This is a genomic window from Brucella sp. HL-2 (genome assembly GCF_025846885.2).
In the GTDB taxonomy this organism is placed as follows: domain Bacteria; phylum Pseudomonadota; class Alphaproteobacteria; order Rhizobiales; family Rhizobiaceae; genus Brucella; species Brucella quorumnocens.
The window spans coordinates 1-13,017 of the sequence record NZ_JAOYTK010000010.1 but is presented as its reverse complement, the minus strand read 5'-3'; the positions used below and the strand labels follow the sequence as shown (position 1 = coordinate 13,017).

Sequence of the window (13,017 nt, the reverse complement as noted above, 5' to 3'; positions counted from 1 at the left end):
GCATTCGGGCCTGTCGCGATTGCTTATCAACGAGGCATCGGTTTGCTGCCATAATATCCATAGCGTGCACGCACTTCATCAAGCTCGTCTTCGCTCAGAATAGCCGGATCTCCGACCTGACAGGCCAAAATATACTGACGCGCCAGAGTTTCAAGCTTTTCAGCCAGAAGCGTCGCGTGAGCCATATCCCGGCCCCAAACGACCATCCCATGACTTGCCATCAGACAGGCGCGATGATTGCCCATAGCACGAACGATTTCATAGGCCAGAGCATCAGATCCGAACACACGATAGTCAGCGCAGGGTACCTCACTGCCGCCAAAAGAAACGATCATGTAATGGAAAGCTGGCAACGGTTTACGCAAGCAAGAGAGCGCAACGCAATTATCTGCATGCGAGTGGATCACGGCACCCGCTTCGGGGTGATTGCGCATGATCTCTGTGTGAATGCGCCATTCGCTGGATGGAACCTTGCCTGCCAGATGCTCGCCTTCGACCGACACAAGGCTCATATCTTCGGGCTTCATAAGCGATGTGGCGCCTGTTGGCGTCACCCAAACATGCTCGCCCTCACGAATGCTGATATTGCCGCTGCTACCATGATTAAAACCCTTGTTTTCCATATGGCGCATCGCATCCACAATTGCGCGGCGCGCAGTAAGGTTCTGGTCGTAGTCGGTTGGCATCGTGTATTCCCCATCTGTTTGCAGCCAAGAATTTTTGATGATGCGTAGAGCGCGTTTCGATCTGATTAAATCAGATCGGCGCTCTCATTGTTCGGCTTTACGCACTCTTATCCGAAAACCGCCTCACACTTTTCGGGATGTGCTCCAACTTCATAATCCCGGCAATTGACGTGGTCTATCAAAATGATACTTATTTGGAATTAAATTTCATTATTATAGAAGTAGCGTTGGGTATGGCCTGATATGAGGATAAAAATGGGGAACACAGCCACTCTAGGTATCATTGCCGACGACATGACTGGCGCGTTGATGGTCGCAGCCTATTACGAGACAGCAGGCATCAAAACTGCGGTAGTAACCGAAATCGACGCAATCCGGGAATGTGACGGTGAAACTGTCGTCATATGGGCTGGAAGAACACGCCTCGCCGATCCTAAAGAGGCATGTTTGCAGATTACCCGTGCCGCCGACGCTTTCGATGCGATTGGATGTGATCAGGTCATTTACAAAGTCTGCGCCAGTTTCGATTCAACGGAACAGGGAAATGTGGGGCCTGCTGCTGACACATTGCGTGCGCGCTACAATCCAAGCAGTCTTTTGTTCTGCCCCGGCTTCCCAAAATTCAATGCTACGGTACATCAAGGCTATCTCTTCTACCGAAGCCGTCTCATCTCCGAATCTGTCAAACGCTATGACCCTGCCACCCCGATGAACGATCCCGACATGGTTCGCTTCATCGGCAAGCAGACAGCCGAACCGGTCGGCCTTCTGCCCCACTCCGTTCTACTCAAAGGCAAAGAGACAGCACAAGCACATCTCGATGCGATGGCAACAGAAGGCACCTGCTACTGCGTCGTCGATGCAAGCGATGATGGCGATGTAAAAATCGCTGCAGAACTGGCGCGGATGCAACCGACAATGGTCAGTTCCGATGCCGTTCTCATCCAGCTTGGTATCGACCGTTTTGCGCCTAAACCAGCCATATCTGTTGCTCCGCCATCACCGAGTAACGGCACGGCAGCCGTACTGGTTGGAACCGTTGGTCCTATTGCAGATGGGCAGATTGCCGTCTTTGCCGCCAAGTATCCAGTGTTAACGCTTGACCTCATAAAGGATGGCAGCGTTGAAGAGATGGTTTCAAAATCGATACAATGGGCGAGAGCTCACCATGGAAAACAGCCTTATCTTATATCCACTACAGTGCACGACACGCGCGTGAAAGAAATTCAGGCGGAGTTGGGTGTTCGCGGCGCCAGTGAAAAAGGCGAGCGGCTGATATCGGAACTGGCTGCAGCCGTCTCCGAACTTGGCATAGACAAGCTTATTGTGGTGGGCGGCGAAACATCCGGCGGCGTCATAAAGCGCCTTGGCTTGAAGCGGCTTCGCGCTTTCCCTGATAATGGCATCGGAACAGGTTTTTGCGAGAGTGATGATAATCAACAGACCCGGTTCTTTTTCAAGTCCGGTAAGACCGGAACTGAAACGGTCCTTCTTGATGCCTTGGCCGTTATGTAAGCCGTTCGATCTTTGAGGTCTTGAAACTCAACAAGTCCAATACCAATTAATGGACACCTCCCGTTATGACGCTTCCTGCTGCACTAGTCATGCAGTGTTCGAAGTCGTCCGGGTAAGAAAAGGGCGCTCCCCATTGGGTAGAGCGCCCTTTTTATATCTTGAAAACAAAGCCTCGGCTTATTTCCAGGTAATCTTGAGACCACCCGAAACCTTGCCGGCGACATTGGTGGAACCACCGAACTCGACTGCGCCGCGACCGAACAGGCTGACATTTTCCGAAACACGGGCAACCACGCCAACACCGACGTCATAACGTGTGCCGCCCATATCATTGCCGATCCCCGTGCCTGAAGCCACAAGGCCATTCTTGCCCTTGAATTCATGCTTGGCATTGGCGTCGGCAAAGGTTGTGACCGACTTCACAAACTTTTTCTTTTTCGGAGTTTCCGGCAGAGGAACAATAACCGTCTTTGCCTTTGCACCCTTTTTACCCTTCGCGCTATTTGCAGGCTTTATCGGTTTGGCAGGGGCAACTTCAAACATCTCTTCCTCGTCACCGAAGTAGAAGGTCTTTTCAAGGCGCACACCAACACGACCGATCAGCGATTCCGCTTCCTGACCATGCACGGCAATGCCGTAATTGTCGGTAAAGCCGTCTGCCCTGATCTTTGAATAGGTGAGCTGTGCCTGTGGCTGCAGCACAACATTGTTGCCAAGATCAAAGCCATAGCCTGTTTCAATAGACGCGGAGGTTGCCTTGCCCTTATAACCATTTCGCAAATCAAAACCCGATACAGACTTGGCATTCACGCCGAAGTCGAGCCAGTCATGCTTGACGACGGCATCTACATAGGCGCCCGCTCCAAGCTTGCGATCCGTCGGGGCTTTCTCCTGCCATGTTACATAGCCGCCCAGACCTTTGGAGGAAATTGAACCATCGGCTGTGCGGCCACGGACGTCGAAGCTGGAATTCGCATATTCACCAAAGATGCCGACTGTGAGCTTATCGCCAGCCACAAAGACATCACCCTTTGAATAATCGGCACCGATCTGCACACCGGCAGTGGTCATGTCAAAGCCATGGCCATTATAACCAGTGATGCTTTTTGGCGAATAAGAACCAGTCTTGCCGATACCGCGCATCCAGGCATGAAAACCATCTTGTAAGTCTTCCGAGCGCAGTTCGCCCAAACGCTCATGGAAAGTATCGAGCGTGGTCAACACATGGTTCTGTGCAGCAGACAGAGCAATGTTGTAACCGGGAACGATATCGACCACGTGACCCGTGCCCGGATTTCCACCGCTGCCATCACCTGGGTCAACGACATCGTTGCCTTCAGTCTGCAGATACCAGTTCTGGCCGTCGGCCTTCTTCAGCTGATAGTCATAGATACCAACGACCGCTGCTGAACCAAGCTGGAATTCCGCGTCACTCGCACCCCCAATCTGAACAACCTGAATACCATCGGCCGTACCAGTGCCAGTAAAAGCGCCTGTTCCACCATTGTTGCGAATATTGATCATGCCAATACCATTCGCATCACCGGTCACAGCGATCTTATCCGTTTCACTCGCAGCACCGCCCTCATTCAGCTTAGTGTTGAGAATAAACGAACCGCCATTCACATTAAGCGTAGCTGCAGTCAGCGTCTTGTAGGGATTGGCAGCGTCGAACTCCACCGTGCCGTCATTGGTAAGTGAGCCTACATCAGACGAACCTGTCATCAGCCAATGCGAGGTGCCGTCAACCGAAGCGCTCGTCAGGCCCTTGGCTGCACCCTGCCACAGGCTGCCGTTCGACAACGAGGCATCGATCACCGCATCATCGGCTTCCGCAACCATGTCGCCGCCAAGATAGGACTTTCCATCCGCCGTCAAGGTCGTCGTCGTGCCAGATGCCGCCGTCAAAACCGTGCCATTGCCGCCAATTGCCTGTGTGCCGTTCTTCAAGTCAAAAACGACGCTGCCGCCAGCTGTTTGCAGTGCAGGGCCCTTCTCAGAAACAACAGAGGTCTTGTCCAGATCCGCCGAACTATCGTTCAGCAGATAGACCCCCGCACTGTCAGCACCCGTCGTCTTAATTACAGAGCCGGTCGCCGCAACGGAGCTGTCATTCTGCGCAACCAGACCATGAGAGCCTGTGCCTTCAGTGATCACATTACTATTCGTCACTGCGACAGAACCACCGCCACTTGCAAAACCGCCGTGCGAACCTGCACCATGCGTAGTGATAGCAGAACCAACCGCATTGACGGTCGATCCCGAATTAAAGGCATGAAGACCGATGGCATCGTTCCCTTCGGTACGCGCGTCGACACCATTCAGGTCAACTCGCGCACCGCGGACGGCGAAAGCAGCCGAATTACCGACACCATCACCCTTCGTGGTTACGCTACCACCAGTCATAGTCAGCGATGACGTTCCGTCGCCTGCCACAACGCCACGCCCGTCGTCAGCCGATACGGTAACGTCCGTCAGCGTTATTTTTCCACCGGCGAAGGCAGTCGCACCGTCGCCTGAAAGAGCTCCGGTTACATTGATGCTACCGCGGACCATATTAACGTGCGATCCGTCATCCCGCACATTCATACCCGACCCCCTGAAACCAGTGGTTTCAATCTTCGTATCCGTCATATCAATCGCACTGCCGCCTATAGCAAATACACCCATTGCCCAGGACACAGTTCCGCCGCCTTCGGTTCTAATGGTGGCGCCATCTACTGTTACAGCGCTGCCCGCGCCGGCATAAACACCAACTGCACTATCGCCCGTTGTTTGGATCAACGTGCCTGCGCCGGAAGCGGGATCGCGACCAATCGTAAGTGTTGCCATGTTGGTAGCAACCACGCCGTGAGCTGCAAACCCGGATGTCGTATAGCTGCCGCCATGTAAGTCAATCCGCGTATCAGTACCCACGGCATAGGCGCCGTAAGCTCTTTCGCCTGAAGTCGTCACATCCACGCGCTCGGCATTGATGACACCACTTGATCGTGCATAAAGACCGTGCGCATCTGTTGCGGTCGTCGAGATCTTTGTATCACGCAGGTTCGCGGTCGACCCCTCGGAAATATCCACAGCAATGCCTGTAGTCTCAATGTTTGAATTTTTAACGGTTACAGTCGAGCCAACCGCGCCCGGTGATATTCCTGCATAAGCCTGAATGCCCACGCCGCCCGACGTAATGGTCGTGCCGTCGATGGTGACATCACTGCCGTTAATCAGTTCGAAACCGTGCGTACCGCCCTTGACTGTGCCACCGGTCATATCGAGCGTGCTGCCATGCTGAACCAGAACTGCCTGAGATGTACCCTCAATCGCGCTGTCAGTGACAGCAGCTGAACCCGGCACCCCGAAGAACCCGGATACACCAAGACCGCCAGGACCGGTGATAGTCGAGTTTACAATGTTGGCTTTACCGCCGAATACATTAATCGTGTAGCCGCTTGGTGCCGCGGTTGGTGTAGCGGTTGCACCGCTCATGTTGAGCGTACCGAAAACACCCGTTTGCTGAATCATACCACCGACAGTGACGTTTAGGGTTGCATCGTTCTGTATGTCCCAGGTTTCAGCTGTATCGCCTGCACCAACCGTGACAGTGTCGCCTGGTGCGACGTTACCGGCATGCGACGGACCCGACAAAACGGTAGAAGCAGCAAAAAGCGCAACGCTTGCCGAAATGAACCTGCCAGTTACGCGACCAAGACGAAGGGGTTCTAATGAGCCATGGGAGATTGGCATTTTGTAATTCCTTTCGGGAGATGCCGGTCTTTCCGGCACAATCAGGCGCAAGCCGTCCCGTTCCGAGCCGTTCGGAGAGCGGTTGACAGTCTCTGCCTGTGAGGTTTTTGAATTCTGCGAACTGGAAGCACCGCAAACCGGCGGGAATTCGGCCCTTCCAGCCGCTGTCCGTCCTCAAGAGGACGGAAGCTGAATTGATTAATTCATCAGTTCATTGACGCGGTTCATCGTGTTTTGGAAACCGTTGAACGAGATGGAGAAGTCTGCGCCCTTGCCATCATCCGACACGGTCTTTACGGTAATCACCTTACCCTTGCCGAGCGACGCCGCCATCTTGTCATCAGCTGCAAATACCGCGCCAGCACTGGCAGCTGCCAGAGTAGCGCCTGCAATCAGTGTGTTGAACTGCTTCAGCATTTCAAAATCCTTCGCATGTCCGCATTCCCGCGGAAACATTTCAGACCACCATCGATCTGGTTCTACGAGAGACAAGCATCGGAGCCAGGTGTGAAGTAATTCGAGCCCTGTCCAGCACATCGTCCACCATCGACCGAAAGTGCACATTTTGGGAAAAGTAATTTCACATGAACTTACCGGTCACAGCGTAAATGGCTGCGAAAAGCCTAAACTTCATGCCAAGATGGTTTCAGAATGAAAGGGAACAAGGGAAATTCCGAGTGAACTTTCATCATGCAATTGATATTCAATGATGTTTTTCAGTTCAACTTGAATAAGAATGCTGCCTTACTGCGGCTTTCCCTGCATCTGCTGATCGAGAGCAGACAGATACGATGTCATAAGTTCCACAGAACGTTCAGACAAAGCTACGAACTGGCGTCTTCCATCGTCAGGATCAAGCCAACGGCGAACCAAGCCAACGGCATCCATTTCTTCGAGACGGCGCGATGCCGTCGCGGCGGAAACACCCGACACTATATAGAGCGAGGAAACTGAAACCTGCTTATCCTGAAGATGGTTTTCCATCAAATCGAGCAGCATGTGCCAGGCAGGATCGACAAATAGCTTGTCTGAAAAATAGCGGGTTTTGATATCTCTAATGCGAAGAAGCTCCAGCATTCTCTCTTTCGACGGGACATTTGCAAGTTCTTCCGGCGCTTTATCGGACAGCACCAGCGTTGATCGATCCCCCAACAACGTATTATTTGCCGGCTGTGGCTGGAAGGTTTCCAACATGGCACCCAGCTGTTGTGCCTCCTGCATCAGCCGCGACAGCCGCTCATGACCTTGCGACCATTGAGAAGCTTTTTCCCGCTGCTCAAAAGCTTTTGCAGCCGCCCTCCCCACGGATTCCAGAAACGGCACGCGCCTTACTGGCTTATGCAAGAAATCGACCGCATTCAGCCGCAAGGCTTCGACCGAGTTATCGAGCGTCGCATGGCCGGTCACGAAAATAACCTGCAGCCAGTTTCGATCCGCATATCGCTCGCGAATGTTCCGGAGTAACTCAATACCGTCCATCCCCGGCATGCGAATGTCGCTTACAATAACGTCAATCTCTGGTGTTCTATCGAGTAGTTTGAGGGCAGCCATGGCCGCAGACGCACGCAGGCAATTGTATCCCGCGTCTGTCAATGCTGTGCCTAAAACGTCGAGCAAGGCTTCTTCGTCATCGATTAAAAGCACGGTGATGTTGGCAGGTGTATTGTTCATTCTCTACTTCCTTCACCCTCATCGTGCTTAGCGACACGAAGGATAAGTCGAAACTCTGCACCTTCGGCACCGTTGCTTGCTTCCAGCCGACCGCCCATATCACGCGCCATGCCATAACTGAGTGAAAGGCCTAGCCCTGTTCCCTTGCCAACAGGCTTGGTCGTGAAAAATGGTTCGAACAAGCGATCCAGATTAGCCGCAGGAATACCTGGACCAGAATCCTCCACAACAATTGCAATCATATTATCTACGGATTGCTCAACGCTGATGGCAATAAAGTCGTCGCCACTTTTATCCTTCAGAGTATCATTGTGTAGGCGATTTTCCAGAATAGCGTCTCTCGCATTAAGAAGCAGGTTCAAAACAATCTGCTCTATGAGAACAAGATCAGCCATCATCCGGTAATCACCGGCGCGATAATCTTTCCGGATTAGTATGCCCTGATTTTCAATTTGCGTACCGGCAATGGCAAGCACCCCTTCGATAGCTTCCGCAGGGTCAACCGCACGCAGCGATCCATCGCTGCGGTGCCCGTAAATACGCATATGACGGACGATATTGGCCGCGCGGTCGATCTGTTTACTCGCAATATCAAGACCATCAACAATCATCGTCTGATCAAGATTGCCGCCGGAAACACGTGCGTGAAGATTGTCGACTGCCATTGCAAGCGTCGCGAGAGGCTGGTTGATTTCATGGGCGATGCCGGTTGCGACCTCACCCAGCGTAACGAGCTTTCCCGCCTGATAAATCGACAACTCCGCATCTCGCCGCTCGGTAATATCCAGACCAACCGCCACAAGATTCTTGATCGTACCGTCACTGGTTGTAATTGGTGAGACAGACCAGGAAATAGCTCGCTTTCGCCCATCTGCCAGAACAATGTTTTTCACAGCTTGCCAAGGAAGGTTGTCAGTGACGACGGACAGCTTTTCACCAAGCGGTTGTGAAATCGCCCCCTCTTCCAGTTTCGACATTTCGGTTTCAGGGAAGAGTTCATGCATAGCTTGGTTGGCGACTATAAAACGCCCTGCGACATCCGTTACAGCCATCAAAACACCGCCAGTGTTGACGATAGTTTCCAGAAATTCCTTTTCTCGCCGTTGGTGCGCTGCTTCGATCATCACATTCATAAGCGAGCTCTTGTTGCGCATGTATTTGCCGAGAATGACGCCGAGAACACCGAGGGCAGCAAAGAGAGCCACAAGTGCCGCAACGATAACAGAGGATGCAGTCAACCAGGCTTTATAGATCGGTTCAGTTGGCAGGCCGACGTAAGCTACCAAAGGTGCGGCCGATGAACGGTAATAGGCAAAGATGCGCTCCATGCCTGTTTTGACTGAAGGGTTAATTCTGATGCCCTTACCGGCGGCCAACTGCTCTGGAATAAAGGATGCAACGTTTTGCCCGACCACAGCAGGTGAACTCGACGCGCGAATTGTGCCGTCCGTTCCCATCAATCCGAAGACCATGCCTGGTTGGTGATCAAGTTGGCTATAGAAACCGTTAAGATAGGCTTCATCCACGATAATGAGAACATAACCATGGAAATTGCCGTTGCTGTCACTAATACGGCGAGCATAGCTCATCGCCCATCCGCTAAAATCGCCAGGCACACTCAAATCGGATTTGTAAGGCTTGCTGATGTAAAAATCAGCAGCACCCGGCCTGCTCAGCACTTCAAAATCCACTGTACGGCTTAGATCTCGGCCGATCGGATATTCGTCCATGCCGCTCGCATATACACGACCGGTCCTGTCTACGATTGCAATTCCCATCGCAGCTGGCTCGGCGGCAGCGCGGCGGCGCATGACTTCGGACAACAGCCCCTCGTGGACAATTCTGTCAGCCCGATCTTCCATAACTGCTCGGCTGAGCGCATCAAGTTTCGCGAAGACCTGCGTTGTATACTCGGCGAGGGCCTGCGCCAACGACATGACCTGCTGGCCTGCACTATCTATACGATTTGTGTAGTCACGATAAATGATCGTCGTTGCGCCAAGCGATGCAATCAGAATGACAAATGCCGCAGCAAACCAATAGGTTCGCATCGTCCGGTGATCGATTTTGGTCAGACGTTCCATCTGTCTCCCGAGATCAGGCATTTCTGAGATAGGCAGTAAACAGTAAAATTACTAACAAATGAAACGCAACAACATCGGATTCTCACTGCACATTGCCGGGCAAGCCATGCAACCATCGCAAGTGATGGCGCACTTCTATTGCCCGCTTATGCACCATTGAACGGTTGCATTCTTCAACCGTAGTCAACATCGGAAAATTTAACTCTCTATAGAGACATTCAATATCGCTATAGGTCTGCCATGCAGATTTTGCTTCGTGGAACTGGTTGTGACGAGATGCTGGCAAGCTGCGAAGTAGTGTTTCTTCAAGCTTCTGCAGCTCTATTGTGCTGGTATACTCGACACTATCATCAGTGGACGCGCCCCAGAAAAACGAGGAGAGAACAAGAAGCGTAACAATATTAGTCATCAGACTTTCTCCCGCCAGGTCGATATCGCCATCGCGACGAGACATTGCTTCGGGACTGATAGGAATACGTGCTTAACAGATTTAGTCCGCCTTGAACCCAGAAGGCAGCACGTCATATGCTACCTTCTATGTCGTCAAGTTTTACTTCAGCTTGTCCTTAATCATATCAAGGGCTTCAACTGCACAGGCTTCGTCGATGTTGCCTGCAGGTGCGCCGCCGATTCCAACCGCACCAATGGTTTCATCACCGATCTTGATAGGCACACCGCCAGCCAGAACGAGGAAGCCAGGAATTGACACAAGCTGAGCTGCACCAGGGTTCTTCTGAACATTCTCAGCCATCATGCTGGTTGGAACACGCGATGAAGCAGCGGTAAATGCCTTTGCCTTCGATGCTTCAACCGTGTGTGGCCCGGCTTTGTCTGCGCGCATCAGAGAGCGGAGCAGCCCAGCACGATCAACGACCGAAACAGAGACGTTATAGCCCTTAGCAGCGCAAGCCTTAACGGCCTCGCTTGCTATTTCGTTGGCGGTTGCCAGCGAAATGTTTTTCTCTTCCAGTTCGGCAGCCGACACAGTGGCAGTACCAAGAACCAAAGCTGCGATTGCAGATACGATCAACTTTTTCATTTTGACTTCCTTCCGTTTGCGTTGTCAGCGCATGATCAGGGTCGAACAAATCGACGGTAAAAATGCCTCCCGGCCGACGGGCTGCGGGGCTTGCCTATGCCGGTCGGGAGTACCAGACCTCAGCCGTTTGAGGGATCTGAGACCTCGCTCATTGGTTGTTGTAGCAACCATTTCGACTATCCCGCTCTTACAGCAGCGGAATATCAGTTCTCATGTTAAAGTGCGGATATGCCAAACCGGATGGCGGCAATCCAAAGTATCAGGCAGCCAAGAACCATCATCAGCCAGATTGGAATAAGAATTGGGGGAGCAAATTTTTCGGTATTTGCAAACTCAAGGTCTGCCGAAACGTCAAAATCGCTATGGGAGTTCCTATATTCAACAATCGACATTGACGCCAAACCTTCTGTGCTGGTGGCGCCTGGGAGCGCCGCATTTCTCGCTGTTCTAGTTCCGTCGATGCGGATCAATGCTGCGAGTGACACAAGGAAAATGGCGGCTATGGATTGGAAAATCATCTCAAAGTGAATTCAGACTGAGACCATTATTTCCGAGCGCGGGATGTGATTATCCATCTCTTTGAAATATATTGATAATATCAGTTTCACATTGAATACACTTGGCCATAAACCTGCAATACAATCATTGCCCTTCAGTGCTCCGCCGAGCTGGAGGAGCACTTTCTATTCAATTCCACTGGGGTTTGATCCCACGCGCTTGCGCGGCAAACTTTAGTCAACTGCATCCACATTGCAGTTCAATGTTGCGCCGTCGGACGTAACGGCGATCTTCTCGAGGCTTGTTGCGAATGAAATCTCATAACCCTCCCCCACAAAGCTATTCTGTGAAGCGGATGTATTCCTCTTGAGCGTGCGTTCGCGGCCAAAGGCATTTAGAATAATACGGTCCGGATCGTCCTGTGACGTGATGATCTCAATCACGTTATCATGGTCGCAAACATAGGAGATGTTGTCTTTGTCGCTTTCAGCGAAAGCAATATTAGGCAACAAAACGAGTGCAATGCCGAGATATAAGCGCATTTGAAAACACCTTTGAAAGTCTGCGTTAAACTGAACACCTAAATCCATCCTAGTGCAACGCGGCAAAACTACAGATTCTGAGCGTTGACAACTATGGCCAGCTCTAAACGAACTGATACTCTAATAGGCCTAAGCGTGTTGTAATCACAAAAATGAGTTGGTGACGCTCAATGCATATTCGTTAGATCTGCGATTTTATGAACCACAATGGTACTGTTGACAATGACCGTCACCAGTGGTGGAATTTACACTCCACTCTTTCCAGAATTGTTGCACAACCAAACGCCATTGGCTGCGGGGTGGAATATTGGATTGATTGCAAGCTCAGAAGCGTCTGATTGCTATATCTGACGCGCGCCCATCATCAGCTCCATTCTTCAACCAATGAGGATGTGAACTTTATACGTTCTTGTCTTAATGAGCAGCACCGGAGCGGGTTTGTTCTTTTCTCGATCTGTAGTTGATTGTAATCGGTCTGAGTGCCGGTATTGCAAAGCCACATCTTCTAACCTGTGTTCTGCAGGAAGTACGTCCCGATAGACGCGAGCGGGACTCAATTACACCATTCGGTTGTCTTCCACGGTTGCTTACGCTGTTGCCCTTGTAGAGATAATAATCAACGCAGGCGCGCTGATCGATCCAGGCGGGATACCCGCGACCTCACCATATGGTACTCACTGGCAATACGATACATCCCATTCCCTCAGTTACTGTGCACTGCTGGCACAAAAGTAAGCGCTGCAAGGTAAGTTAATTGGTGAATGAGATTAGGCTATTTCGGGAAATGTGAAGTTAGGACCGGCCAAAGCGCTGTTTTCAACACTTCAAATACAGAGAACCACATGATTTTCAGTATTCGGTTTAAGATCCGTTGCGTGCTAGCGTTTTTTTATTGATTAGTGGGCTTTAGATTTGGTTTGCTTTAAACGCAAAAAGCCCCGTCGGAGACGGGGCTATTTATGATTTGGTTGCGGGGCAGGATTTGTCCCGTTCGTCGGGTAATCGATAATCAATCGATTACTATCCTGCTCACCCTTCAGGTTATGGTCTGCGGACGACGAGCGACGATCGCCAGCGAAGATGCAGTCTTCGTGGCAGCGATAAGAACTGATTTAGGTTTTGGGGGATTTGGTTGCGGGGGCAGGATTTGAACCTGCGGCCTTCAGGTTATGAGCCTGACGAGCTACCGGGCTGCTCCACCCCGCGCCAGGGTGTTTATTTTGAACCGGTTGGGTATTTTTTGC

The 13,017-nt window shown here is 51.6% G+C and carries 9 protein-coding genes and 1 tRNA gene; 1 reads left to right on the top strand and 9 read right to left on the bottom strand.

Features of this window, described 5'->3' with window-relative positions; genetic code table 11:
* Positions 1–26: 26 nt before the first annotated feature.
* Positions 27–686: a class II aldolase/adducin family protein gene (locus tag OIV19_RS12935; RefSeq protein ID WP_264231883.1), complete on the bottom strand. Its 660-nt coding sequence runs from the start codon at positions 684–686 to the stop codon at positions 27–29.
* 294 nt (positions 687–980) lie between these two features.
* On the opposite strand from OIV19_RS12935, the gene OIV19_RS12930 reads away from it, so the two are divergent.
* A complete protein-coding gene (locus tag OIV19_RS12930; protein ID WP_235901799.1) occupies positions 981–2,201 on the top strand; it encodes a four-carbon acid sugar kinase family protein in 1,221 nt (406 codons plus the stop codon).
* A gap of 177 nt (positions 2,202–2,378) precedes the next feature.
* Here OIV19_RS12930 and OIV19_RS12925 read toward each other — a convergent pair whose 3' ends face one another.
* The 8 genes from OIV19_RS12925 to OIV19_RS12890 all read right to left on the bottom strand — a co-directional run bounded on the left by OIV19_RS12925 (position 2,379) and on the right by OIV19_RS12890 (position 12,979).
* Positions 2,379–5,939 (bottom strand): autotransporter outer membrane beta-barrel domain-containing protein, encoded by a 3,561-nt coding sequence (locus OIV19_RS12925; RefSeq protein ID WP_264231882.1) that lies wholly within the window; start codon positions 5,937–5,939, stop codon positions 2,379–2,381.
* Between the two features lie 198 nt (positions 5,940–6,137).
* Positions 6,138–6,356 carry an invasion associated locus B family protein gene (locus tag OIV19_RS12920; RefSeq protein ID WP_264231881.1) on the bottom strand — a complete coding sequence of 73 codons (219 nt, stop codon included), beginning with the start codon at positions 6,354–6,356 and terminating at the stop codon, positions 6,138–6,140.
* Positions 6,357–6,683: 327 nt separating this feature from the next.
* Positions 6,684–7,610 (bottom strand): response regulator, encoded by a 927-nt coding sequence (locus tag OIV19_RS12915; protein ID WP_264231880.1) that lies wholly within the window; start codon positions 7,608–7,610, stop codon positions 6,684–6,686.
* Positions 7,607–9,694 carry an ATP-binding protein gene (locus OIV19_RS12910; protein ID WP_264231879.1) on the bottom strand — a complete coding sequence of 696 codons (2,088 nt, stop codon included), beginning with the start codon at positions 9,692–9,694 and terminating at the stop codon, positions 7,607–7,609. The genes OIV19_RS12915 and OIV19_RS12910 overlap by 4 nt, the downstream gene beginning before the upstream one ends.
* A gap of 82 nt (positions 9,695–9,776) precedes the next feature.
* Positions 9,777–10,103, bottom strand: coding sequence for a hypothetical protein (locus OIV19_RS12905; protein ID WP_264231878.1), 327 nt, complete (start codon positions 10,101–10,103; stop codon positions 9,777–9,779).
* A 141-nt stretch (positions 10,104–10,244) separates the two neighbouring features.
* Positions 10,245–10,733 carry a GlcG/HbpS family heme-binding protein gene (locus OIV19_RS12900; protein WP_264231877.1) on the bottom strand — a complete coding sequence of 163 codons (489 nt, stop codon included), beginning with the start codon at positions 10,731–10,733 and terminating at the stop codon, positions 10,245–10,247.
* A gap of 731 nt (positions 10,734–11,464) precedes the next feature.
* Positions 11,465–11,773 carry a hypothetical protein gene (locus OIV19_RS12895; RefSeq protein WP_264231876.1) on the bottom strand — a complete coding sequence of 103 codons (309 nt, stop codon included), beginning with the start codon at positions 11,771–11,773 and terminating at the stop codon, positions 11,465–11,467.
* Positions 11,774–12,902: 1,129 nt separating this feature from the next.
* Positions 12,903–12,979: transfer RNA gene (locus OIV19_RS12890), tRNA-Met, on the bottom strand.
* Between the last annotated feature and the right edge of the window lie 38 nt (positions 12,980–13,017).

What these genes read in the sequence shown, in the direction of transcription:
- OIV19_RS12935 (WP_264231883.1), bottom strand. Translation starts at nt 686, where the DNA reads ATGCCAACCGACTACGACCAGAACCTTACTGCGCGCCGCGCAATTGTG.
- OIV19_RS12930 (WP_235901799.1), top strand. Translation starts at nt 981, where the DNA reads ATGACTGGCGCGTTGATGGTCGCAGCCTATTACGAGACAGCAGGCATC.
- OIV19_RS12925 (WP_264231882.1), bottom strand. Translation starts at nt 5,939, where the DNA reads ATGCCAATCTCCCATGGCTCATTAGAACCCCTTCGTCTTGGTCGCGTA.
- OIV19_RS12920 (WP_264231881.1), bottom strand. Translation starts at nt 6,356, where the DNA reads ATGCTGAAGCAGTTCAACACACTGATTGCAGGCGCTACTCTGGCAGCT.
- OIV19_RS12915 (WP_264231880.1), bottom strand. Translation starts at nt 7,610, where the DNA reads ATGAACAATACACCTGCCAACATCACCGTGCTTTTAATCGATGACGAA.
- OIV19_RS12910 (WP_264231879.1), bottom strand. Translation starts at nt 9,694, where the DNA reads ATGGAACGTCTGACCAAAATCGATCACCGGACGATGCGAACCTATTGG.
- OIV19_RS12905 (WP_264231878.1), bottom strand. Translation starts at nt 10,103, where the DNA reads ATGACTAATATTGTTACGCTTCTTGTTCTCTCCTCGTTTTTCTGGGGC.
- OIV19_RS12900 (WP_264231877.1), bottom strand. Translation starts at nt 10,733, where the DNA reads ATGAAAAAGTTGATCGTATCTGCAATCGCAGCTTTGGTTCTTGGTACT.
- OIV19_RS12895 (WP_264231876.1), bottom strand. Translation starts at nt 11,773, where the DNA reads ATGCGCTTATATCTCGGCATTGCACTCGTTTTGTTGCCTAATATTGCT.